Origin of the sequence: Segatella copri (genome assembly GCF_009494835.1) — a bacterium.
In the GTDB taxonomy this organism is placed as follows: Bacteria; Bacteroidota; Bacteroidia; order Bacteroidales; family Bacteroidaceae; genus Prevotella; species Prevotella copri_F.
In genome coordinates, this window is sequence record NZ_VZBE01000055.1 from 118603 (window position 1) to 144922 (window position 26320).

Genomic DNA, 26320 nt, shown 5'->3' on the forward strand with positions numbered 1-26320 from the left:
TTCTTTATGCGTTAAGAGGTTCAATCTTAATATGTTTATTGCAGTCCAATCGAATTACAGTGAACTTTCTGTTGTTCTTTGTTACAAGAATCTCGGAATATGTCTTAGCTTCCAAGAGGTTCTTGAAAATCTGCAACTCGATAAAACGACCTCGCAAGTCATTGACTGAAGGACTGAAACCTGCACGAATGTATTGCAACATCTCGTAGAGGTCAAGGCTGACTGTCAATTGGATAAACTTATCCTTCTTATGTCGGAAAGTAAGACTATCGCTCTCATACTCAATATACTTTGTCAAGTGGTCTGTCTTATTCACAAATAGTTCAAACTCTTCCAATGGGAAACGACGATAGCTTTTGGAGATAGGATCTACCACATTCGAACTTGCCAACAAAAGATAGCCTTCCGTCAACTGAGCATTGTCACATCCCTCACTTGCAGAAATAGCACGAGCCAAATCTTGCATAGTTTCGTTTAGAGCATTTTCATCTTCCATTCGAAGCTGCTCCTCAAACTTACTTACATAGCGATATGGCAAACGTCTGCGGAAATCTATTGTTCCCTCAAAGTATTGATGACGCACAAACGTCTTGTGACGACCTGTAGCCTGCATTCTGATGACATCAGACTTTACTTCATAGGCAGGAATAAAGTCATTATGCTCATTGAAATCATTCAGAAGGCTACGCTTTCTATCACTAAATATCAGATATTCTTCAGGTCTCTTGCTACGATAATACAAGTCACGATCAAAAGCAGGAAGCGCAACACCAGCAACATCTGTTTCACGAAGAAGTTTAACCAAACGGTCATTCGAGTCAAGAGATGGCAGCATACAATTATTCATTGGTCTTGCAGCTGGTGCCGTAACATTAAAGTAATAATATAGCCAATAGAACTCAGGAAGTTGCTCTGTCTGAACATACTCTATAAGTTGCTTCACTTCATCGCATGAATAGTCACGAGTAAGCATCCATGCTATCATAGAACGGAGGTCACGCATGGTAATGTGGAGTTCACGTCTATACACGATGGTTCGAACCAACCATTCAAGACGATTGATTACCTCATCCCCAGCACTACTATCTTGGAATGTATCTACATTATATTTGATATAGCAGCGATCTGCAATTGGGCATCCTTCGCATCTTGTCCACAACTCTGGACGTGTAAGTTTTTTAATCTGCTGAGCCAGCAAACTTGGAGTCTTACCATCTTTAGCTGTTACTGAACGTAAGTTCAAGTTGATGACCATCAAACCAGGAAGAAGCTCCGCATGACCTTCTTGATAAAAGTACTCCTCAATATTGTCCTGAAGCTTTCTAAACTCTGGTTTTGTAGAAAGGAAATCAACCAATCGACCTTCGTTGATAGCTATAACACGTCCTTCTCCAGCCTGCGTATAGTCTGTCAAATTACCAAAAGGAGCAAAAAAATCAGCCAACACTTCATCATTGGCCTTGTCATCTTCATCCTGCGAGCCATCATAATTTGATTCAAATCGTACTCCACCCAAGTTAAAACAAGAACCATTGTTTGATTCATATGCAACCTTGTCAGTTCCTTGATTTTCGATTCTATGAATAAAAGCGGTCTTACCATCACCAGCATTACCAGTAATGATGATCAACTTATACTTCAAGTCCTTGATGTCCTTGATAAGTTCCTTGTCAAGTTTAGTCTCAGAATAGGTAAGGTCATCAAAAGCATGGGTTTTCGAGCCTGCACGAGTACCGCTATTTCCATGACGACTTTGACTGTAGAGAGAATTGATGTAATCAACAGGATTGGCATTTACAGAAGGCGTGTCAAGAATAGAAGATGTATCTTTCAATATTCCATCGACACCAATATTCTGTAAAGCCTCTAACATTTCCTTGGCAGAGGTGAATCGCTTTGTTCTATCAGTCATAATAGACTTCATCACAAACTCTGCGATTCCATCTGTCAACTTATCGTTATATTTACGAATATCAGTAGGCTGCACATGGATATTTGGACGCATATTGCCTCCAGGCCATGGATAAGCATGAGCCAAGAGTTCATAGATGGTAACACCCAAGGCGAACGTATCTGCCGACTTGTCCCAATCAATTCTATTACCACTCACCACAAGGTCAGGAGCCATATATGGGAACGTACCGCCAAACGACTTGTCATCTGTGGTTGTTGAAATATTAAAGTCTATCAGCTTATAAAGCTGACGCTTATGCCACATGATGTTACTTGGCTTGATGTCTCTGTGATACACTGGAGGATTTTGCTCTTCCTGCATATATTTGAGAGCACCAAGTATCTGAGTACCCATTTTGTAGACTTCATCAACAGGCAAACGCAAGTCGCCTCTGGTGTAGTTCTGAAGGTTTTCACCATCAAGCAACTCCATCAGAGTATAGAACAATCCTTGTTGGGTTCTGTCATTATACTTGAACTCAACAATATTAGGATGGTGCAGAGTCTCCAATGCCTCAAATTCGTTGATGGCATTATCCACAGATGCATCACGCTCAAATATTTTGATGGCAAGATACTGTTTCTGCATGTCATGCCACACCTTGAAAACACGTCCAAATCCACCTCTACCAAGTATCTCATGCAGTGTCATGGAAGGAGTAACCTTAACACCAGGTTTCATATCTTTCAGATACCAAGTTTTCTCCTCTGGCTTTGCCCCTGTTGAAGTATGAACAGATTGAATTGACTTCTTTTGTTCTTCTTCCAACGAATCGTTGATGAACTCAATTAGTTCGTCAGCCTCTTGCCAACGTTCCTCAGGATCGCCAACAATGGTATGTTTCACCACCTCGTCCATCCATGCAGGCAAATCCTTTGATACCTTGCTTGGCATCAAGTCCTCTGTCAGTTTACCTCCTAAAGCAGTCATGAATGTAAAGCTACTATCAAATGGCAACTTGCCTACCATCAATTCATAGAAGATTACACCCAAGGAGAAGATGTCACTACCAGAGCATACATCATTTTCCATAAACTCAGGTGCAGAGTATGGAGACTTCATGTTTACATCATTTTTTACAGTAAAGCTAAAGTCAGAATGCTCAACAAACCATGCCATGCCAAAGTTGGCAAGCGCAGCTTTACCACCTTCATATACATAGATGTTTTCAGGACAAACATCACGATGATAGACTTGTTGTGCATGTGCAGCTTTTAACGCATGCGCCACATCAAGAATAATGCTGATTTTATCGGTCTGTTTGAATGTCTTCAGACGGAGCTTACTACGAAGCGAGCTCTCATCTTGATATCGGCTGATTTCGTAGTAATATGTTTGCTCCTCATTCATACGGCATTCTGTCTTGACGATATATGGAGATACACCTATTTTTTCTTGTGCAATACCTGCGTTCTGAACTTTCAGAGCAAGTTTATCCAATTCCTTTGGACTTTTACCAGCTACGTCAAGAGGATATTCACGTACCTTATAATGTGCTGTCGCAATGAGTTTAGGAACGCACAGATATTCGGTAAAATTCTCGGCTTCCTGAAGCACTTCTTCTATCTGATAGTTGAAAATTTCCTTGCGCTCCGTTTTACGACGCTCCACAGACTGTCCTGTCAGCAAATCGGTCAATTTGCTTTGCAAATCTAAAATTGCCCCAGGATTACGTCCAACAAGTTCAGGGTTAGTCAAGAACTCAACAAGGTCATTGCCCAACGTAAAAGTCTGCTTGTAGCAATCGCACGTTGGATCAAGTCCAAACTTAGACTGACGTGGGTTGCTCAGAGTCACAGCTGTCAGAATCTGCCCAAAGTGCCAATCTGGATGTTGATTCTTTATCTTACTTGCAAGAATACGACTCTTCAAGCCAGCGGTCTTATGAGGATTGGCAACCTCCTGACCACTACGGAACCATGCCCAGTCGTCGCCTTCGAGATTTCCGCCCCAATCCTTGTTCTCAATATGATAAACTGCATGTGGAGCTATCACAATACAGTCATATTCCCAATATTTCATTACTCGGTTTTGCCCAGTTATGGATATATTGAGATTAGGTATGACTATGTAATTGTTTGGTAACCTCACAATAAGAAAGTCTAGTAAACGCTGTTCGCCAGCATTTACAGGACCATCATCATGTATGGGGTTTCTTAGTTGTGCCATATCTTATGTCATTTATTTGTTTAACAGATTTGCCTATTCTATTTTCCATTCTATTTTCCAAAATGCAGTTATTCCGCATTTTTATGGAAAATAGAACGGAAGGCTTCTATTCCACAAGTACATATTTTCTCCATCTGTTTTGCCCAATAGACTTCACCTTTCCCTCTGATATGAGTACATTTAGCTGTTCCCATATTTTCTTGGGTGGTATTTCTTCACCAATACGAGATTGAATTTCTGACTTTGTCGCTTCCTTGTATATTTTCAAATCTTCAACTATCAATTCTTTTATTCGATACGTTTCAATTCGTTTCAGTGTAGTGCGTCCTTTATACTGGCTTTCTTTAAGCAGCATGGTATTCACTCGATATTCTTTTGCCTTTGTTTTGGCCTCAGTAGGCAACACTAATCCTTTATCTATAAGCGGATGAAGCCAAGGCCGTAAAGCGTCAGAATCTTTGAGATGGAGCAGCTGTACTAATTGCGAACCTGTCACACTCTCATGCAAGGTGATAAGTCCCAAACAAATCAATTGTTTTTGCTTGAGAGCATATTTCTGATCGGCAAACTGTATCACCTTTATCATTTCCTGATTGATCACCTTGCGCTGCACTTTAACTTTCACCCAATCATCACCTTCCGTAACCTGGGGTGTTGTCTTTCCATTGGCGAGGAGCGTTTCATACATCATATCATAGCCAGACCCTTCACGTTCCATAAGATGTAGCACATAGAAGAGGTTTGCCATGTGGTCATTACGCTTCTTTGTCGTATGCAAGATGTTCTCTACAGTTACACCTAATGGTAATCTGCCAGGATTAATCACTTCAAGATAATCGGGATGAATGTTTATAAACACGTCACCCTTTATTGTATATGGTCTGTGCACGAGCGCATTCGCAATCAACTCTCTAATGACCTTTTCTGGATATGCAGGAATGTTTCTTCTGAACATACCATCACTGATTTCTGTACTCTCTTTCCATTCTGGCACAATGTCCCATAAATCAGATATCATTTCAGAAGGATCCTTCGTATAGTCATCCCATAACCATTTGTTGACTTTCTCTCCATATTGGTCATATTTGATGCACTGTATTACTGGAGCATTCTGAATACGTCCCCTTTGTGGCTGCGTACCTATAAACAAGACACCGAGATTGGTGAGCTTATCGCTCTCAGGATCAGTCATATAAAAATAATCCAGCATTTCTTTTGTGTCCTTTTGCTTGACAAATGCAGATACTCTATCCGAAGCCTTAATCCGTTGTATCAAGTTGTGCAGCTTTTCAGAATCAGCATCTTGCCAATTATAAGTAGTCACTGTATCTTCCCAACTGATACAACCTTTGTCTTCTGCCAATCGTGCTATATCCTCAGGACCTACAGGTGCACTATTGTCGCCAATCCTTATGTATATTTTTCCCGACGAAGTTACACTTACAGCATTCGAACTACGCAGCACATTCAACCTTATATATTCTGCATTATTATCTGCTATACATACATCTGCGGCTACAGTAACTGCATTCGTCAGTCCACTTATCTTGTTCACTATAGTTGTGGTAAGTCCGTCTGGAACAGTTTGACCTTCAGGAGGCAGTGTATCCTTATCTTCAATGCCAATATCAATCACACCACCTTGAGCATTACTGAAAGCAACGCAGTCTTTTGCCAATTCATTAAAATCGGCAGTCTTACCCAACACTGTGCGAAGGGATTTACGATCGTATAAACTATTTTCTTTCATCGTAATACTTTCTTTAATGTTTGTTCCACTTCTCTATTTCTTGCTCAACCATAGAGATGGCTTTCTCTTCAGCATTAAACGCTCGGTATGTGCAATCCATATAACGTTGAATGATTGACGTTATTTCTTCAGACAAGTCTTTTGTTGGGGTAACTACAGGAATTGATTCTATATGAAATGGTTCTATACGCTCAATAACAGATCCATATTTCATTGATTGAATATAGTCATACACAAAGGGCATCTGTAAATATGTAAAAAGATACTCTTTTGTATACAATTCATCATCTGACGAAAGACGTATGATGTCCTGTGAACCTATAGCTTTCTTGTCTTCATATTCTTTGGTAATCATCTTAATATTTCCAACAGAACCTGCGCATGTAATGAGAATTTGTCCTTCTTTGAGAATCATCTCATCTATAAAAGGTGTCTTTGTACGTGATAAGTGGGCACATCTTCTAAAAGGATTATTAAGAAAAATCTCCGACCCTTTAATGTATGGAATGCCATTGGTTACATAGCTCCGCTTGAAAATACCAGGGCGACGAACCGTTGCCTTTATATTTGCGATATTCTCACTTTTCATGCGTGAAGTGACTTCTTTCATTGTGGTCACTCCATCATTCATCAGTGCAGGCGGATCAAGTCTATGTTGAAGAGAATTGCATATATCTTTAGATGAAACCCAACCTGTCTTATAGAATTTCTTGATGAAACTATAATTGACAAATCTACGCATTTTACCCTTTGCTTCCTCCATCGCATCCGCAGCCTCTTCTCTTAATCTTGCAGCTTCTTGTATCAAATCATCTACTTCATGCTGGAAAGATTCAGGAAACTTTGGAATTGCAATAGACCCAACAAACGCAGGCTCAATATGCTGAATAACAGCTCCAAATGTTCCTTGTGTCAACAATGAATGTCCATACTTGGAGGCAAGGTATGCATATACCAAGCCTCCTCTGAGGATGTTATTCGGCACAAGCCGAATAACATCCTCAGAAGCAAGCTTCTGAGCATGTTTCGCGTTAGCGAACGCACAATTTCCAATAGTACCAGAACGTGAAATAAGAGTCCATCCTTTCTTAAGACTCATTCTTTCAATTTCTGGCGTATATTTTTTTGATGCCAACTTCACATTGTCCAAGTCAGCTTTCAATATGTCAGAGCTGCTAAGAAAAGGTATACCATGCTTAATGTCTTTTACATATACACGTTTGGCACGATTACCTATAAAAATATCGCTTGCTACTTCTTTTACCTTTATTAAAGGATAAGGGGATGCAGCAATACTTCTCTGCACATTTTGTCCCTCACTCAGATGATAACTCGCATCTGTGCGATAATTTATGCTTCTTACGGCATTAATTTTTACTATTGCAGTTTTCATTTGTGCACCTTCTTAAATTCCTTATACGCCTTAGCCACCTTTGGTAAATCATCTGCCAAATGCTTGATGCGTTCTTTACGTTGTCTTACTATCTCACGACCATTATCTGCATATGCAAGCCATTTCTTGTAATGCTCAAACAGAATCTCGGCACCATCATCGTCCTTTTCGTAAACAGGCACACCACGACGATCTTTGCCTACTTGCTCTACGATAGCCATAAATACATCATAGTCCTCATCTTCAATAGGCACAAGCATTTCAGCATCGGTCTTTTTCTGCAAGAACAAGAGCGATGCCTGCACACCTACTTGTGGCAAGAAGGTCTCTACTGGCAAATCCACGCTGGCAAGTAGCTTGAAATGATGTAGAATCCACAAACGCACACTCTCCGTATTTGGATTGCCCAAAATGCCATCAGGCAACACGATTGCCATCTTGCCACCAGGTTTCAAGAAGTTATAGCAAGCCTCTATGAATAGTACCTCTGGAGCCTTACTGTTCAGCTCGTAGCGTGCAGCAATCTCTTGGTCAACCTCCACCTTTGTTCCAAACGGGGGATTGGTGAATACCATGTCAAACTTGCCCTGTGCATTGTTTTTTGGAGTCTCGAAATGGAAGTTTTTGTCTACACTATACTTAATACTCTCATTTACAGCCTCGGCAATGTGAGGCACATCTGGTTTACTGCCAAATGGATAGTCGAGTGAGTTGATGTTATAGATGTTTGAGTGACCATCACCAGCCATCACCATATTCATACGTGCTGCTTTTTTTAAGTCAGGGTCGAAATCAAAACCAAATATCATCTTCTCGGCATACTCACGCACTGCATCATCCACCTCAGCAGAGTTTAACTTAGCTTCAAGGTGCAAGTCGTCAAGTTCCGGGTAGAAATTGCGGACTATCTTATGGCGCACATGGTCGAGCACCATCACAAGGAATCCTCCCGATCCACACGCTGGATCCAGTACACGACAGTTCTGGTCGGGATCAAGCATCTCAACCATACATTTAATTATATTACGAGGTGTAAAGAACTGACCAGCCTCCTGTTTCAAGGTGTTGCTCACGATGGTTTCGTAGGCTGTGCCCTTTACGTCAACTGTAGCATCAAGGAACGAATATTTTGCCAACTCGCTTGCCACAAAGGCAAGACCACGGTCGGAAAGCATAATCTGCTCATTACCATCAAACACATCTTTGAAGATATTACTTTCCTTCAAATCTTCAAAAATGCCTTTGATACGCTCCGCTACAGCATGCTGACCTTCAGGTGTGTTCTGCTCTTTCACACCCACCCAGAAACGACGACGGTAGCTGATACCTTCCCTTGCATCAGAGAAGCGACGCTTCTCATCATAGAGCTTACAGAAAATCAAGTTAAGAAGTTCCCAAAAGGCAGTCTTCTTCATTCCCTCATTTCCATAAATGTAATCATGGCAACGCTTGAAAGTCTTTACAAGTGACTCATTAGCTGGTTTGCGAGGCACAGCACGCTCTCCCTGTGCCTCAAGGTCTTCAAGAGTTTGACCTTCAGCAGGGAAGTCGGATATAGCCTCACAGGTCACTTGTCCAAAGTCATCCTCAAAAGCATGCACATACTGCAAATCCTCACCATTAGTCCAGCAGGCAAACTCGCAATCCGTGGTACATAAGATGTTTTCTGTAGTAGCCTCTACGCCATTCTTCTTGTCGTTGGGTTTCACCTTCGCATCCTTGGCAACAACAATGAAACGAATGAGTTCATCAGCATCATGAGCATGACCAGCATTAAAGATTGCCAAGTCCACCTTTTGAGTCTTGGTCTTTCCGCTTTCCATATCCTCATACTTCACCTTATAGTCACGCTCCATGTCCTCAGGAGCGAAACCATACTCTTCCGTCATCATTGCAATCATCGACTGCAATGTCATTTCCTTATCTGTGGCTTTCACTACACGATTGGTGAGTGAACACACCATTTCATTCTCTCCCAAAACTATCTCGTTCTGAGAAGCAGTATTATTGTCCGAATTTGCCATAATGCAAAAGTATTCATTTTTGCCCACATAGCCATATCCATGTTAGTCCATCTTACATTATAACCTTGCATGGTTAAGATTTTGGAGCTAACTTTGTAATTTTGGCCAAATGGGAAATTATTTTCAATAAATTATATTCTCTTCCATGTTTGATACAAGCAGGTCTTTTACGTCCACTTCTAAGCATAATGCTATTTGGTATAACGTTTCCAAACCTGGTTGTGCTCGATTGGTACACCATTTCGACACTGTAGCAGGATCTTTGCTTAACCGCTCCGCCAGCCATTTATTCGTCCGTTGTTTTTCAGCCAACACGACTTTTAACCGATTCAAATTCTTCGTTTTCTCCATAACGTTATATCTTTAATATGCCACAAAGATAAGAAAAATCAATTAATTATTGCACAAAAATGCACTTTTTTGATACTTTAAGGTTAAATTTATTGTGTTTTGTGCATTTTTATGGGAAAATTCCGTATATTTGCAAGAAAAAGTAATTATGGAAGAACAGAAAAAGAATTGGATTAACGAAAATGGCAATCTTTGTTTCCTATGGGAAGGAGACGACTCAAAAAGCATAATGACATGTGCATTTGTCATTTTAGCATTACTCATAGCTTCTTTTACCATATCCTCTTTTTGGCACGAAAGCTTCATGTTTATTGGTTTAATTGGTTCAGCCATCGTTTTCTGTATTGACTACTATCAAATAACTAATAACGAGAAAAAGGAAGACAAGGTTCTTTTGGAGCAAGTCAAAACAAAACTCGACGCCCAAATCAACGCTTATATTTCCAAGCAAGATGACAATATTCAAGAGAAGAAGAGATGCGTATTTTATCATGCCCAAGGAACTTATGGAAGAATCAAAGGAACATATATTCTTGTTCTTTTTTCGGATGGAAGTGTAATAGAATATGAGTTAATGCCTCATACCCTTAATGAACATAGATATTATGAATTACAAAGTGTCCCAAACGCTTGTAAAGAAGAAGAGGCTTTAAAAGCTATTATACCATACTATTCCATAAAGAAGTTTGCAAATAAATTGACTTTATCTGTAAATACACAACTTAATCTTTTCATCATTGGGTCCATCCTAATTAGTTCTATTCTCGCAGTTTTAGTCTTTTGGACATTCATTCATTTTAATATAAAATATATATTTCTATGTGTAATAGGTTACAGTTGCTTTCATTTCACTTATTATAAGTTATTCGGAAATTGTATAAAAGTCAAAACTCTAACTTGGATTGTAGATATGCCTATTATCTTTTTGGGAGTTATAACAAAATTAGCCCAACCAGCAATGGTCATCTGGGGTGGTTTAATTCTTCCAATTTTCATGACAGCTGGAGTTTCTCTTATCATTATTCATATTATAAAATTCCTGACAAATAGCACTATCAGTTATCACACTCTATTGTTTTTTTTATTAACCATATCTGAAATCATATGCGTTCATGCCCCAAAGGTTACAAAACGAATCATAAAAAATTCACCACTCAGGAACTGGGGAAATCATAAATATGAAACTTATAATGAGGAGTTAGCTCTTTATATCAGGTCTCCTAAAAATTACAACTTTATCTTTAGCGCCCTTTACGTCATATTTCTGATTTTGACCGCTTTCAAACAAATAGAATATCATTCATATCTGTTTTCGGTAGACATAGACAACGCTATTTTGAAATCTTTTCTTGTTTTTATTGCATTCTCTACCATGAAGCAAAAATCTAAGGACGTAGAAATCAACAGTAAAGATTTGCTCAAAAAAATAATCGGTCTATATTCACATGGTGAACAAGATGCCCAATAACAGAATCAAGTCTGCACATTTCCGACAAAGGAATATGCAGACTTTTTCTTATCCCCATCCCTTACGATGTAAATACCAAACGAGCAATATGACAAACATCTCTGCTCCAAATCCACCTCCAAGAACAGTCCAGATGATTCCAGAATGCACAAATGCAGCATTAACCCATACAACCATGACCAAAATAATGATGACAAAAAACATTGTCACCAAATACACTAAGGCATAATCTATTGGAATTGAGACTCTTCTTGAAACTTTATCCACATCATCAAGAACAGCTCGCACCTTCTTGCCAAAAACATCAGCTACATCACCGCCTATCTTTGCAGCAACATTTTGAATGCTCGCCTTGATATTTTCATCCACACGAACAGTACTTGCTTGTTGTAATACTGGAAGTATCTTCTCCACTTTTGCAGTAGATGCATCAATTTGTCTTGAAATCTCTCGACAATGACTAACACTTTGCTCAACAATCCTTGCTGACTTTTGGAAATCACCTATGTCTTGATTGAACAATTCACGATCTTCATCTCTTTGTTGTTCGGGCGAAAAAGTCTCCAATTGCGCTCGAAGTTCATCTGTATCAAATTTCTTCATTTTTTATTATATTATAATGTTATCTTCGTCTTCCATATCTTGGTCGTTTACCCAATGTATGGATAGCAGCCTGGGCACAACGACGTGCCCACTCCATTTCATCCTCACGTGAGTCTCGTCCCCATTTGAGGTCGTTGCCATTACTACCTCCACCACCAGAAACGGAAACGTTGGGTGCAGCAAGCATAGCGAAGTATGCAGTAGCAAGATTAGTCAACTCTTTCCAATTGGCAACACTACGATAATCAAACTCATCATCGAAATAGCGAACAATCTCCTTAGGAATAAAGCGGTCATAGTGCTCACCTCCTAAATCAATGCCAACACGTGATGTCTCAGGAGTTCTTTCCTTATAGTCATCATAAATTACATGAGACGTATAGGCAGAGTTCTTTGAACCTATCGTTCTATTCTCTGTAGTATATGAACTCAACACGCTACTACCAACAGAAGCTCTACCAGATGTTTTTGGGTTAGGAGGCATCGAAATCGGAGTTGTCTTCATTTGCGGATGTAGCGATTTCCATGTATTCTCAATGTTCTTTGCTGTTAGTTTTCTACCATACCCTAACTCAGAAGCCTTGTACTTGGCATTGCCTTTCGCCAAGACATAACCACGAACAACCCCCTCTTTATCACGTCGCAATCGGACATCATATCCTCTGCTCTTCAGCAAGGAAGCATATTCGTTCCATGACCATTGTGGCATCAATCTCAAAATATCCATACAGTCATCGCTTACTTTCCTGAGATTATTGTCTCGAATCTCACAAGCCGTAGTCCAACCATATCTTCGAGCAATAACCTCAGCTGCTCGTTGAGCACGAAGATGAATGGCATGATCGTTATTGACACGCCCATTCTGGTCAACCCGACAAACAGCTGCATGAAGATGAGGTGTGGCACTTTTCGATTCCATATGAAGCCAAACAGTAGCCATACTATCAGACAAGTTCGTCTTACCAGAAACCAACTTGCCATTGGCATCATGGATTTCAAGATTGTCAAACTCATGCACAAACTCATTCCAAAGATTACGCCAATCAGACATGGAGAAGTCTTTGGTATGCTCCTTCGATGGACTTATCTCCAAACGAATCACATTGTTCTTCACATTGGGCTTTCTCATGGAAGCAAAATTCATCATCGTCCACATCCCCATTGCATCCATATCATCCGACAAGAATTGGTTGTAAACATGGTATATTTTCTCAGGATGTTTCTTATTCTCAGACTCACCACTCATATATCGTATGGCGTTGATGCCATGCGATATTGACTTTGCTTTTGCTATCATACTTCACTACTTTTTATGTTGTACTTGTAGGAAATTCATTCACTTTCTGCACTGAGCGAAGGTAATCCGCAACAGCTTTTGTTATGTCTGAAACCATCTCGTACCACTGCAGCATCATACGATGATTTCGGAAGAGCGCAAACTTTTCCTCGTTCGTCAAGCCCGATAAAGCATTTGCAAAATTGACCATATCAGTACGGCAATCTGCCAAATTTTTCAATCGTTTCAAGTCCTCTGGTGACAACTTATAAACCGGTTTATAATCCAAGCAACGAGCACGAACCAAGCTGCTAATACTCATTCCGCATCGCTTTGCCATCAAACAAATCTTGTCATATTCATACTTTGAAACCTTGGTAACAACAACACGATTACGCTTTTTCTCTAACGGAATTATATTTTTGTTCTGCTTCATATTTTCTTTTTCTATTCATAATAAAACCATCAAGTTGTGAGCCTGCGAACGACCTACTTCATATCCATCCACAAGATGGTATGCGAGAACGCAGAGGAGACCGAACGCAGTGAAGGTAATACCTCGGCATATCTCGCAACAGAAAAGTCGTTACCTCAGCTTGAACACTACTTTGTCTATCTTACTTATCCATGAATCTCCCAAGGCTTAGCCTTCAAATACTGATTCAGATAGAACTGACCTGAAGAGTTTGGGGTTTGTTCGATGTACACAGGAACGAAATCTATGGCACGCTTCTTTTCATCCTCGGTCAACGAGTCCCATACAATTTGGGATTCTCCACTATACGTACCGACTTTAGGGTAAACATTAACGATTTGCTGCAAAGCCATTGACTGAACAGTTGGAGATTCAACGACAGAAACGATTGGTTGCGATTCGCTCTTTTTCGTTGCAACTCGTTTCTTACCCGACTTACGCTGAGCATTTTGCGCATTTACTACACGTCGCTGCTCATAAGCATTGCGCTGTGCATCGATTTGTTCACGAAAAAGCGTAAAGAACGCCTTCAAGAGGGAATTGGAAAAAGAAGGTTCCTTCTCCTCTTCCACATAGCGAGCAATAGCTTTGGCTATCTGCCCTGCATCTTTGTCTTCCATTTGCACCAAGGCAAAATAAAGACTAGTTGGTAATGTAATTGTTTTCATTTTTCTTTATAATTATGTTTGATTTGAATATTGTTTTGTTTGCAAATCCAAAAGAATGTCCCAATATTGATATTTTGGTAATTTCGCTTCAAGAGATCGGTGAACATTTTATCCGTCTTCGACTCGTTATAATTCAAGTTTTGTTGGCTACATACATGAAAGAACTGTCTTCCATCCTCACCAATTGAGGCAAGCGAGCAGCCCACTTTCAGCCATTGATCATAACCTCGTGTTATATCAATGCCATACCATTGTATCTGTCTACAACATTCTGCAACTTCCGAAATAATGTCATTCTCCGCATTATCCCATACTCGAATAGTATTCTTCCTTCTTGGTGGTTCTACGTAAATTCCTTCATAAGGGATAGCTTGTTCATTAATCAAAGGACACGTATCATAGCTTATGCATCTCATTCTTGTGATGTCACTACAAGCTGCATCTATGATTATACCCATTCGCCAGAAATCAGATTGCAACTGACGAAAATGAAGCAAATGCTTATCCGGATAACACAATGGGATAATTGCAAAGAGTCCATTTGCGCTAACACTCAAAGAACAGTATGCTATTTGGGGTATCACGGCAAGTTTGTTCTTCAAATCATCCCAATCTGATATTTCCGGATTTTCCTTAGCATCAATGTCAATACATATCAGTCCAGAACTAGTTTGCAGATTCGGAATGGCCCTCGTTGGTTGAAACACTCCACCAATCGTAGCTTGTGGCAGTTTTCTCTTCCAACCATCACGTTCCTCTTTGTTTTCAAGATGTCGAAGCATCTGAATTTCATACTGATGCTCATGGGAAAAGAGAAAATCCCTAAGACACATAACCCTTCCTTTATTATCTGTCACACCATCATAAACAGACACATTTGTTGAAAATATGTTCATAACAACTTCATTTTTATTGGTTGCGGTTGCGGATGCATCTATATTACTGATTTTCATTATGATATTCCATATTTACACCGCAACTACGCAACTTAGACTTCTTATTCACTATTCGACTTACATATTGACGACTAACTTGCAGTGCATCAGCAAACCTTGTGATATTAATCCTATCAACCCCTATATGGGCTACAAGCTCACCAACCAATTGCTCCTGACTAAGTTTCTTTGGCAAATTATCACCTCTTATGAGATTCAATGCTTTGGTTCCACAATGCTCAAAGTAACGCATACATTCCACACTGTACTCCATTTCCTCTGCAGAAATTTCCTTGGAGCTCGGTAAAACAAAGTATTGTCCAGCACCTGCACTTTCCATGCAAGCCAAGATGTGAGTAACAGCGCACCACTTCAACACATAGATTCGTAACTTAGACAGCATTGACGACATATAGGAGTCGGAATCATCGGTACGTTTTATCGTCTCATTGTAATAAACTATGTAAACTTCTTTGGCACCTGGACTTAGCGTAAGTTCCACATCAGAAATATTCAATAGCTTGGAAAAGATTTCTTTCCACGCCATTTCATACTCAACTTTTAGCGTAGTCTCTGAGTATAGAGCCTTCTCTATTACATCGGGATAGGCGAACAACCACCTTTGTACAAATCCCACGCTTGCCATCTCTCTCTTGAAAGCGTCACCAAATACATCTGGTTGGATGCCACCCATAATACACAGAAAAGGATTCTCTATATAAATAGGTGGTTGAGTCTTGCGAGTGACGGAGAACGTTGTACCATCCCAAATGAATAGATAGTTACTTATCTCACCACTGTTATGATACCTCCCCATGTCATCAATGAAACCCTTGATTTCATCTCTGTATAAAAGAAGCCCTTCTTTAGATTCATCCTTACCATCAAAGATTTTATATAATCCTTCTGGTGTCACATCAGAAACCATCAGTTGAGCCAAAGTAGGTTCTTCTGCTTCTGGGTTACGCTTGAACTCCTTGTATTTCTCTCGGAACTCTTTATAACGCCTGCTTTCTTCTATATGCAATGGTTGCATCAATGCTTTGATTGGCGAACTTTTGTTGGAACCACTGGGAGCAACATGACAAATCCAAAGACTGGGATGATTGCGATACTTGCCATCAAAGATTGTCACATGCTTTCCACACATCGTACCAACGATACCAAACACCGCAGAAGTGATAAAATCCTGGGGACATTGAAACACTTCTGCATAGTGCTCAATTATCTTCTGCACCTCCCAACGAAGTGCATAGATTGGCAACTCTTTCGGTGGAGAATCCAACGAATGTTGATTGATATTGAGCATACACCTTATTTATTAAGATCAAACACTCGCTCAATATCCGACTGACGATAGAAAGACTTTCGCCCCATCTTGATAGGTTTGAGCAATCCTTCTTTATCCCAACGCCACAGCGTCACTTTTGATACACGATACTTACTTGCCACCTCATCTGGAGTCATCAGAGACTGTTGCTCCTTATTGCGCTTCAACTCACTTTCCTCTTTCCAATCAAGAAGAAGTTCTTTCAACTCCGCCGCATTCAGAACCACCTGGAAAGGATAGTTCTGATTTACCATTTCTGAAATTTTCATGTTCTATTATAATTTTAAATTAAACTTCAACGCTCTTCCACAACCTTCAAAACTGTAATTGAATATAAGGTCTTGAAATCAAATTGCGCTGCAAAATTACAATAGAATAATGAAAGGAAAAAGGGAAAAAGTGTTCCTGAAAATATTTCCTATAAATTAGGAACACTTCTTTTTACAGTAAACCATTATTTTTCAATTGATTTGCAAATATTTGCAAATCTTCATCCTTGATTTTACGTGGATTTCCGTCATCTCTTCTTAAATATCGTTGCACAGCCTTCACAAAGCTTTCTTTAGCTTTCGAATCCCCCACTTCAGTACCATCAGCATGTACTTCTTTCCACATAAGAGACATTATCTCTGTATTATATACAGCAGTACCTTTATCCTCCGCCACACGTGTCTTAATATCACTATTTTCATTCAAAAAATAAATAAATGCAGCAGTCCATTTTGGTCTATATTTATCATCTTTTTTTATAAATTCCAAACCAACATCTATGTATTTTTGTATGTAATCATTCTCTTTTAGAGAGTCACTGTCTAACTTTAGAAAATTTCTCAAATCATCTACTTTCACAAACGCCTGTTCTCGAAATTTAAATTTTGCTAGAGCATATTCTGCAGCAGCCATCTGTCCCAAATCAAAGCAATAACCAACGAAATCTTGTACAGAATTAGTTTCCTCATCTAGCTCAAAATCCAAAGATTGGATTCTATTACTATTGCGATATGCTTTTATCTGATTTTCTATAGCATTGACAGAAGTCATAAAACAAATTATGTCATAGAAAAAGTATTTATAAGCTTCTCTAAATCCATTGCAAAAAAATACGGAACAAAGCAGAGTTCTCCAAAGAGTTTTCTTTTACGTTAAAAGAAAAACGTAATTTAGCTGCATATCGCCATCTATCAGACTTACTAACTTGTTTTTTGTACATCGCAAAAATTTTCTGCAATTTCTGCCAAGTTTTATTCGTCATAACAACTGTGACTTTGTCCTTTTTAAAGGTACATACATGACTATAATATGTATCTACATTTGTATATATAGATACAAGTTTGTCTGGTCTCCGTCTTCTTTTCGATAAATTCAACATAACTATATTCGATTAATAATTTCTTTTAATATATCATCGTCTATCTGACGATAGCGATTGAATGCTCTACTTCCTTCCACATGCCCACTCATTCTACCAATAATGTTAGGATCATGCACTAGCTTATAAGTAGTACCAACAAAAGTACGACGAGCCATGTGAGAACTTGCAATATCACAAATGCGCTTCATCTCCGTTTCTCCAGTTGTTGAATTACGAACTTGAACTATTCTGGTTATACCACAAATCAACAATATAGCCTTGATGGCATCATTGTATTTTTGCGGACTGATGAAAGGGAACAAACGTACATTCTTATCAATACCCTCATACTTCTTTATCAATACTTTTACGCAAGGATGCAATGGAACACGAGGTTTTACTGGAGCATCCTCATCTGCCGTTTTACTTGGAACATACTCCAAGAAATCACCAGTTATATTCAACGAAGTCAATCGCATAAGGTCTCCCACACGGCAACCTACCAAACTTTGGAAAACAAATATATCACGTTGCGTTTCCAATGTTTTTAGAGGGAGCTTAGAACATATTTTCTTGTCCTCATCTTCCAACTTCTCGAACATTTCTGCAAGATTTGCTTCTGCAACGAAATCACGTTCTTCATTTGTCAAGTAAAATGGTGTACCATATTTTTCGGTTCCAATCTTGATACCATCGAAAGGACGATTGGTTGTTCTCTCCGTCTCATACAACCATTGCATGAAAGCCTTGAACTTTTTAGCGAGCTTTATTATAGTGTTATCACCACGGTCTTGTAGCTTAACCACCGTATGCACCACATTGATTTCAGCTGGATACTCTTCTAAAATACTTTCAAACTGCTTTGGATATTTCTCCGACAGAGTCTTCTCGTTACGAAGATATTCCTCAAAATCCTCTATGTCCTTGCGAGTTATCTTGTCTATATTCCAAGCAAATTTCTCCAGCATCACCTTCTTCTTGAAGGCTTCATATCTGGCTAAGTCACGAACCAACACACGAAAAGCTTTGGTATGGTCATAGGAAAAACGTTTCTTCTCCAGATACTCTTCTGCTAAATCATAGATAGATTTCGCTTTTCTTCCTCTCTTTCCTTTCGTTGCAGGTTGTCGGGTCGGATGATGAAAGCGATTAACCACTTTATCCAACCATACAGCATCAACATCATCTTTATGAGCTATCGCAAACGCATCCATGATTGCAGTCAGTAAACCATCAAGCACCTCCTTCTGCTGCTTAGAATTCTTAACCTCAGGTGTCATAATACGGTCAGCGACAACAATCTCTCCATAAGATTTCAACTCATATCCTCTCTTTTGCGCTTCCTCTTTTGTAACAGACAGCACCTTTTCTGGTACCACGATTCCTTTACTAAGAGTTTTATTGCGATTGATAAAATAGCGAAAGTGCTTAGGAGTTATAAACAAACCGCTCTTTATCCTAAGATTAGCCCCACGGAAAGGTACGAAGCGAATGAGTATTTCGCTTCGATGTGTCACCTTATTTTCCTTGCTTGATAAACTTAATTCTATACTAGCCATAACTGTCTTAATTTGGTGGTGCAAAGATACTATATTTTTGGCAACATTTTGGCAACATCTTTGAGATCTGATGTATTTTTAAGATACTTTATGAAAGAACAAAATCACAAATTTTACTGATTGTCAAGCACTTACAAATTTCAATATTTTCAACAACCATTCATTAAAATGTGCCTATCAGGCGCACAAAAAAAATGCTAAGTAGTTAATATATAACTATTTAGCATTTTCTTTTAATATAACTACCTGTCTTTTTACACCTTTTTGTCAGATCCTTCTCCTAAAACAGAGAGAGACCTACATCATCCCTTCCAGTTTTTCCTGTGCCTCGCGCATATCTTTTTCAAAATTCACATGGTCTAGAAGGAATTCCGTTCTGCCTTGCGAAAGAAGAAGATAGAGCTGCGGATTCATGCCCTCTACATACTGGGCGATGGCATACTCTATATCATCACGCTGCGTAGGATTGGTGGAAAATTCAAAAACCCTGAGCTTCTGATGAATAAAGCAATATGCCGACTCTATACAATCTCTGGTGATGCCCCCTGCCAAGAGAGCATCACCATTATTATTCTGATTCATTCTGAATATCCTTTTTATTTCACGCCCTTCATCGACAAGGCGATGCGCTTGCGCTTCAAATCTACTTCTGCCACTCTCACCATCACATGCTCATGAAGCTTTACCACCTCAGAAGGATCCTGAATGTAACGGTTTGACATCTGGGATACATGAACCAGACCATCGTTGTGGACACCTATATCTACAAAGGCACCAAACTTGGTAATGTTGGTAACAATGCCCGGCACAACCATGCCCACCTGCAAATCCTCTATCTCCTTGATGCTGGCATCAAACTCAAACTTCTCTACCTCACCACGAGGGTCCAAGCCCGGCTTGTCAAGCTCAGCCATGATATCGGTCAAAGTAGGCATACCCACCTCGGCACTCACATATTTTCTGATATCAATCTTCTTCTGCAGCGCCTTGTCTTCTACCAGCTGCTTCACCGTTACGCCCTGATCTTTCGCCATCTGCTCTACCAGCGCATAGCGCTCCGGATGAACGGCACTGTTATCCAAAGGATTCTTAGCGCCTGGAATGCGGAGGAAGCCGGCACACTGCTCAAAGGCCGAAGGACCCAGACGTGGCACCTTCTTCAACTGGGCACGGGAAGCAAAGGCTCCATTCTCGCGGCGATATTCCACGATATTCTTGGCAAGCGTAGGTCCCAAACCGCTCACATAGGTCAGCAGATGCTGCGATGCGGTATTCAGATTGACACCCACCGAGTTCACGCAACTCATCACCACTGTATCCAGACTCTTCTTCAACTGAGTCTGGTCCACATCATGCTGATACTGTCCCACACCGATGCTCTTCGGATCAATCTTCACCAATTCTGCAAGCGGATCCATCAGTCTTCGTCCGATGCTCACAGCACCACGCACGGTAACATCCTCATCCGGGAACTCATCTCTTGCAATCTTCGAAGCCGAATAGATAGAAGCGCCATCCTCGCTCACCACATAGATATCTACCGGATGAACGAAATCGATACTATGCAGCCAGTCGCTGGTTTCGCGGCTTGCCGTACCGTTACCTACAGCCATTGCCTCCACCTGATACATCTTAACCATACGCTGGATGGCAGCCGTTGCCTCGCTCTTCCTGTTGCGGGGAGGATGAGGATAAACAATTTCATGATGAATCAGATTGCCCTGCGCATCGAGACAGCAAGTCTTGCAACCATTGGCAAAACCCGGGTCAACCGCCATCACGCGTTTCTGTCCGAGAGGAGCCGCCAACAGAAGCTGGCGCAGGTTTTCGGCGAAGACCACAATAGCCTCCTCATCCGCCTTCTGCTTGCTGAGCGCAGCAAATTCGGTTTCAATGCTAGGCTTCAGCAGTCGCTTGAAGGCATCATCCACCGCTTCACCCACCAGCGTCTGGCACTCACCGAAACCATGTACATAGTGGCGCTTCAGTTTATCCTGACACTGCTCATCATCAGCCGAGATGCTGACACGCAAGAATCCTGCCGCCTCGCCTCTACGCATAGCCAGCAGTCGGTGCGAAGAACATTTCTTCAATGGTTCTGAGAAATCGAAATAGTCGGAGAAGCGCTGCGCCTCTTCCTCATCCTTCTTCTTGGCTACCACCTTAGAAGTGATGATGGCACCGCGTCTGAACTCACCGCGAATCTGATTGCGACTCTGCTCATTCTCGCTTACGGTTTCGGCGATGATGTCCTTGGCTCCCTGAAGTGCAGCCTCCACATCCTTCACCTTATCGCCCACAAACTTTCTGGCAGCCTGTTCCGGATTGCGCTCACGCTGGAAGAGGAGCAACTGTGCCAGAGGCTCCAAACCTGCCTCACGTGCTATCTGTGCACGGGTGCGGCGCTTAGGCTTATAAGGAAGATAGATATCTTCCAGTTCGGTGGCATCCCAGCACTGTTCGATGCGTTTTTTCAGTTCATCCGAGAGTTTTCCCTGTTCCTCGATGGTTTTGAGGATAGTCTCCTTTCTCTTCGCCATCTCAGAGAGTTTCTCGTTAGCCTGTGCGATGGCTTCAATGTTTACCTCGTCCATATTACCGGTTTTCTCCTTGCGGTATCGCGAGATAAACGGAATGGTGCAGCCCTCTTCGAGCAGCGCCAGAGTATTTTCTACAGCCTGCTCCTTCAGATTGAGCTGGGCTGCTATCAGCTTTGTAAATTGATTCATTTATGATATTAATAAAAAAAGATTCAAACTGTTTGTTCATGCAAAGATAGAGAAAAAAGTTGGTTTGCCCAAATATTCCCTCATATTATTTGGCGGTTTCACTAAAAAATCGTAGCTTTGCAGCAGAAATAGCTTTAGATACATTCAGCATGCCCGGTTTTCTTGATTTACATCAACAATACGGCTTGTTTTGCAAGAAAAACTGAGAAATAGTTTTGAGTTTTAAGTTATTTCCTATACCTTTGCCGCTGAATTAGAGAGTGCAGGGCATGTCTGGGATGTGCTTTGCTATCATAAATAAAGGGGCTGAAAAGCTACCTGATTAGAGTGATAAAAGAAAGTAATAATTAAAAGAAAAGATTGATTATGAAGAAGATTATGTTGAGCCTTGCTATGGCTCTCGTTTCAGTTTGCGCTAGCGCACAGGTTTACATCGGTGGTACAGCTGGTATTTCCAGCAACAAGATCGGTGATGGTGACAGCAAGACAGCTTACGCCCTGATGCCTGAAATCGGTTACGAATTCAACAACAAGTGGGAGGCTGGTCTCGAGATTGGTATCAAGAAGGGCGAAGTTTGCAAGCTTTCTCCTGTAGGTGAATCTACAACATTCACTGTAGCTCCTTACGTACGTTACACAGCCGTAGAAACCAAGTTGGTTAACCTCTTCGTAGAGGGTACAATCGGTTACAGCAGTTACAGCAAGGGCGGTGGCGATTATTACGAGGTAGGCATCAAGCCAGGTTTGGCTGTTAAGCTTTCAGACCACGTAAACTTCATCACAAAGGTAGGTTTCCTCGGTTACAAAGGTTATTCTCCTGACCATGGTGACAACTCATCAACATTCGGACTTAACGTAGATGCAAGCAACATTTCATTTGGTGCTATCTACAAGTTCTAATCTTAGGATGCTCATTTACTCATAAGCAATAATATCAGGGGCGCAAGCGATTCCTTTCATGGAAACAGCTTGCGCCCCATTTTTTATCTGCAAGCGAACACGCTTTTACTCTTCACTCTTCACCTTTTCTTCGGAAACCCCTGTGTTTATCGGCATTCCGAGGGGTGAAGAGTTTACAGCAACTCTTCACCCACTCTTCACCACTCTTCACCGATTCCAAAGACCAGCAGGCGTAAATTGCAGCGCAAGACCGCTAGGTGTCCCTGAGGAGGGTGTGTCATAAGTCTGGATGTTGGTGCATAACAGTTGACCATCGCATGCACATCACCTGTTGTGCATGCGCATATCAGCTGCTATGCAAGCGCACAACAGCTGTTGTGCGACCGAAGATACAGACTGTCTCAACAACATATCCTTACTCTTACAACAACATATCCTTACTCTTCCAACAACAAGAAGAGGATGAATCATAAACTTATGACACACTCTCCGCCGAACCAGCCAGGGTGAAGAGTGGTGAAGAGTGGGTGAAGAGTGCCCAAGAACTCTTCACCCCTCGAAACGCCCATAAACACTGGGGATTCCGAAGGAAAGGTGAAGAGTGAAGAGTATTTTCTTATCCCTTACTTACAACAATAATTCAGGCATTTACGCTGACTGTTGCAGTAGAACAGCCAACTGGCGAGTGTATGGCTAGTCAGCTGTCCTACATCCGCCTGTACACTATTTCTGGTTAACAGCCAACTTATTCCTCGGCAGAATACTCTTCCATAACTAGGCAATAAACGCAACATACTGATAAAAAACTCCGGCAGTTACTACGAAATAGGGAGCATAGCAAACTTTTTAGCAAAAATAAATAAGCAAAAAGCTTGGAGTTTTGAAAGGAAAAACATAAATATGCACCTTGGAAGGTGCATATTGCGTATAAGCATCTTAAGAAAGCACTATAATCAAATAAGGGGCGTGCTTAAATGAGCACGCCCCCAGACGAGAGATTTTATGTATTCTTTTCACAAAGAATCCTATTAAACATTATGTATATAATTTTATTTCATGATGAATGAACTCTAAAAAAGAGATTCTGGCATACTAGTTGTCAAGACAAACCAGTTGTTTGGATTACTCTCATCAGTCAACTTTATAGAAGAAGGCTGTTTCGTTGTACCTTCCAGCAACTCGATTTTATAAGTCTTGGCCACGCCGGCTGCATGACTTCCTTCATCGCCAGTCAGTGCATAAATCATATACATCTGGCCCCAACTATAGAAATACTGGCCATTCAAGCCAAACTTGCCAGGACAAGCAAATGAGATATGATCATCGTCAACGATAGTAGGAGTAATGTCTATGAACGAACCATAGCCTGCCACATTGAACAAGATTCCCCAATGTCCTGCATATCCATCAAACGTAGAAGTGGTAAAAGCAGCATAATTGCAAGGAGAATAATGCTTAGAGACCTCCTCATTACCAGCATTCCAATATGTCTGAGTATAGCTACCCATATTAGCTACAGAGAAGAACCAGTCTCCACTGATAACCTGCTCACTGATAGGAGGAACAACGCCCAACATCTTTACAGCGGCATCTGAGGATTCAAACTCATAGTTATCGCCTCCCTTGTAATTAAATCCCTTGATACTAATACCATTAAGAGTTATTGGCTTATAAAACTCAATACCCTTGTCTGTTACGATATAAGGTATCGTGGTTGAGCCATCCTCGGCATTAGAACTAGTGAAAGTAATGGTACGATAGCTTGTTGTTGCCACATACTTGACATCATTCACCTCACAAGTATATTTAGGGAACTGCATCTCCTGCTCCAAATCATCTATCTGATTTATGGTCTCAGTCCAATCGGCATCCTTCGCCATTGGAGTCATCACAATTTTTGTACCACGCTTCTTACCAAGCATGACAACAGAATCAGCAGTGGCGGTAAGCACCCTGAATTCCAAGTCACCTTCCATGCCCTTACCATTGTTGCCAATGCCTGCGGGATTGGCTGGATCAGAGAAGAAATGAATCACCTTATTGTACTCATCAAAAGACAGAACGATACTAGCACTCTGCTCCAATTTATAATGTGAGGTGGCTTTCGTATCTGCACCTAAAGCATCACTCATGGCAGTAACATTTCCATCTGTTCCAAATTTCAACAACAGATTATATCCACCATACTTGGTATTAGCCTTAGGATAATATTTCATCAGCCATCCATTCTCTGCAGAAGTAAGAACCGTCTTATACTCTGCAATTGCATCATTCACTCGCTCTGCAGAAGACTTGTCGAACACTTCATCTATGTCGTTGGAACAAGATGTGAAAGACAAGACCGCAATCAGCGCAAATAATATGTTATATATTTTTTTCATATCCGTCTTACTTTAATGTTTCTAAATCCATTGCCTTTACTTCTGCCGTACGACGCAAGATAACTTCACGAAGCTTGGTAATATCCATGCCCCAAGTGTTGGCAAAATATTCCTTGAGAATGTTAAATTTCTGAATAATAGCTTTATAGCCACTTGCATCCTTCACTATAGGATTGCCGTCTGCATCAAGCACATACTCGCCATTTTCATCTGTTTCGTATACAATACCTGCACGCAGTATTTTTTGCCATGCTGCTTCTGAATGGGTTACATATTGGGCAAAAATCTCAGCAAAGTCCTCATTATACTCACCGCTGGCATAACCGGATACAAATCCCATGGATGGAGCATCTTTATCCTCTACATTCACCCAACCTGAAGTCTGATACTTGCCGGCAGAAACTGTCTGGAACTCAGTAGAATAATTCTTTTTCTGAGTCAGAATATGACAGAACTCATGATTCATTGTATGGAAGAACCAGTAGTTCAGATCGTATGTACCTTTTTTCTTGTCAACGAAAGGATTTTCTGGATCTATGATCGGATTATCAACATCGATAATATTTACATTATACAAAGTTACTTTCAAGCCACCCTCAGCAGTACCCATCACAATAGAAGACTGGGAATCATAAGCTGCAGAACCAACCAACTGCATCACACGAGGAGAATAGGTCTTCATAAACTGATCGCCCATCACTTCCTTATAAGCATCCAGCCAAATATGCTTGACCATAATAGCCAATGCCTTAGACTTATTAAAATCGGCAGGTGCAAGATTATACCTGTTGTCCGTCTCCTTGTCACTATATCGATAGTTAAAGCGGATATTATAGGTATCCACATAGTTGGTCTTGAGCCACTTGTCAAAGTCATTCTGCTCTTCCTTATTCTGCGTATCGAAAATACTCTTAGAATCAAGACTATCGTCTGAGCAGGCAGCAAACAGAGAGACTGACGCTATCAGTATGAATAATTTTATATATTTCATAGTTTACTCATTT

Annotated in this window: 21 protein-coding genes; 3 read left to right on the forward strand and 18 right to left on the reverse strand. The window is 40.6% G+C overall.

The genetic code is table 11. The features are described 5' to 3' along the window. Positions 1-4: 4 nt before the first annotated feature. From mads6 to F7D47_RS07860, 5 genes are all read right to left on the reverse strand, one after another. Complete coding sequence (gene mads6 / locus F7D47_RS07840; RefSeq protein ID WP_153086140.1) at positions 5-4123, reverse strand: methylation-associated defense system protein kinase MAD6; 4119 nt, start codon at positions 4121-4123, stop codon at positions 5-7. Positions 4124-4229: 106 nt separating this feature from the next. Beyond that, entirely contained in the window at positions 4230-5873 is a 1644-nt protein-coding gene (locus F7D47_RS07845; protein ID WP_153086141.1) for an ATP-binding protein, read from the reverse strand. A gap of 13 nt (positions 5874-5886) precedes the next feature. Further along, positions 5887-7266, reverse strand: a complete 1380-nt coding sequence (gene mads5, locus F7D47_RS07850) for a methylation-associated defense system restriction endonuclease subunit S MAD5 (protein WP_153086142.1) — start codon at positions 7264-7266, stop codon at positions 5887-5889. Next, a complete protein-coding gene (mads2, locus tag F7D47_RS07855; RefSeq protein ID WP_153086143.1) occupies positions 7263-9290 on the reverse strand; it encodes a methylation-associated defense system DNA methyltransferase MAD2 in 2028 nt (675 codons plus the stop codon). The genes mads5 and mads2 overlap by 4 nt, the downstream gene beginning before the upstream one ends. Positions 9291-9413: 123 nt before the next feature. Continuing rightward, complete coding sequence (locus F7D47_RS07860) at positions 9414-9641, reverse strand: helix-turn-helix transcriptional regulator (RefSeq protein WP_153086144.1); 228 nt, start codon at positions 9639-9641, stop codon at positions 9414-9416. Positions 9642-9789: 148 nt separating this feature from the next. Between F7D47_RS07860 and F7D47_RS07865 the strand changes: the two genes are divergently transcribed. Next, positions 9790-11109 (forward strand): hypothetical protein, encoded by a 1320-nt coding sequence (locus tag F7D47_RS07865; protein ID WP_153086145.1) that lies wholly within the window; start codon positions 9790-9792, stop codon positions 11107-11109. A gap of 48 nt (positions 11110-11157) precedes the next feature. Here F7D47_RS07865 and F7D47_RS07870 read toward each other — a convergent pair whose 3' ends face one another. From F7D47_RS07870 to F7D47_RS07880, 3 genes are read right to left on the reverse strand one after another with little or no spacing between them, the layout of a single operon-like run. Further along, positions 11158-11712, reverse strand: coding sequence for a hypothetical protein (locus F7D47_RS07870; RefSeq protein ID WP_153086146.1), 555 nt, complete (start codon positions 11710-11712; stop codon positions 11158-11160). Positions 11713-11731: 19 nt separating this feature from the next. Further along, complete coding sequence (locus F7D47_RS07875; protein WP_153086147.1) at positions 11732-13009, reverse strand: relaxase; 1278 nt, start codon at positions 13007-13009, stop codon at positions 11732-11734. A 13-nt stretch (positions 13010-13022) separates the two neighbouring features. After that, on the reverse strand, positions 13023-13424 hold the full coding sequence (locus tag F7D47_RS07880) for a plasmid mobilization protein (protein ID WP_153086148.1): 402 nt from the start codon (positions 13422-13424) through the stop codon (positions 13023-13025). Between the two features lie 36 nt (positions 13425-13460). On the opposite strand from F7D47_RS07880, the gene F7D47_RS14770 reads away from it, so the two are divergent. Next, positions 13461-13619, forward strand: a complete 159-nt coding sequence (locus F7D47_RS14770) for a hypothetical protein (protein ID WP_153133968.1) — start codon at positions 13461-13463, stop codon at positions 13617-13619. Here the strand turns inward: F7D47_RS14770 and F7D47_RS07885 are convergent. From F7D47_RS07885 to F7D47_RS07920, 8 genes are all read right to left on the reverse strand, one after another. After that, positions 13610-14131, reverse strand: a complete 522-nt coding sequence (locus F7D47_RS07885; RefSeq protein WP_228113405.1) for a DUF6291 domain-containing protein — start codon at positions 14129-14131, stop codon at positions 13610-13612. The genes F7D47_RS14770 and F7D47_RS07885 overlap by 10 nt on opposite strands. Further along, positions 14128-15084, reverse strand: a complete 957-nt coding sequence (locus F7D47_RS07890) for a BT4734/BF3469 family protein (RefSeq protein WP_153086150.1) — start codon at positions 15082-15084, stop codon at positions 14128-14130. Before F7D47_RS07890 ends, F7D47_RS07885 begins: the two co-directional genes overlap by 4 nt. Further along, a complete protein-coding gene (locus F7D47_RS07895) occupies positions 15071-16375 on the reverse strand; it encodes a DUF3987 domain-containing protein (protein ID WP_153086151.1) in 1305 nt (434 codons plus the stop codon). Before F7D47_RS07895 ends, F7D47_RS07890 begins: the two co-directional genes overlap by 14 nt. Positions 16376-16380: 5 nt before the next feature. Continuing rightward, a complete protein-coding gene (locus tag F7D47_RS07900; RefSeq protein WP_153086152.1) occupies positions 16381-16665 on the reverse strand; it encodes a helix-turn-helix domain-containing protein in 285 nt (94 codons plus the stop codon). Positions 16666-16837: 172 nt separating this feature from the next. Next, entirely contained in the window at positions 16838-17437 is a 600-nt protein-coding gene (locus F7D47_RS07905) for a hypothetical protein (RefSeq protein WP_153086153.1), read from the reverse strand. Positions 17438-17767: 330 nt separating this feature from the next. Further along, positions 17768-19306: a hypothetical protein gene (locus F7D47_RS07910; protein ID WP_153086154.1), complete on the reverse strand. Its 1539-nt coding sequence runs from the start codon at positions 19304-19306 to the stop codon at positions 17768-17770. Between the two features lie 297 nt (positions 19307-19603). Beyond that, positions 19604-19888: a hypothetical protein gene (locus F7D47_RS07915; RefSeq protein WP_006848511.1), complete on the reverse strand. Its 285-nt coding sequence runs from the start codon at positions 19886-19888 to the stop codon at positions 19604-19606. A 14-nt stretch (positions 19889-19902) separates the two neighbouring features. Next, a complete protein-coding gene (locus F7D47_RS07920) occupies positions 19903-22035 on the reverse strand; it encodes a Tex family protein (RefSeq protein ID WP_117693382.1) in 2133 nt (710 codons plus the stop codon). A 366-nt stretch (positions 22036-22401) separates the two neighbouring features. On the opposite strand from F7D47_RS07920, the gene F7D47_RS07925 reads away from it, so the two are divergent. Further along, positions 22402-22935, forward strand: coding sequence for an outer membrane beta-barrel protein (locus tag F7D47_RS07925; RefSeq protein WP_153086155.1), 534 nt, complete (start codon positions 22402-22404; stop codon positions 22933-22935). A 1070-nt stretch (positions 22936-24005) separates the two neighbouring features. Here F7D47_RS07925 and F7D47_RS07930 read toward each other — a convergent pair. Beyond that, entirely contained in the window at positions 24006-25316 is a 1311-nt protein-coding gene (locus tag F7D47_RS07930; protein ID WP_153086156.1) for a DUF4302 domain-containing protein, read from the reverse strand. 7 nt (positions 25317-25323) lie between these two features. Then, positions 25324-26307, reverse strand: a complete 984-nt coding sequence (locus F7D47_RS07935; RefSeq protein WP_153086157.1) for a zinc-binding metallopeptidase — start codon at positions 26305-26307, stop codon at positions 25324-25326. Between the last annotated feature and the right edge of the window lie 13 nt (positions 26308-26320).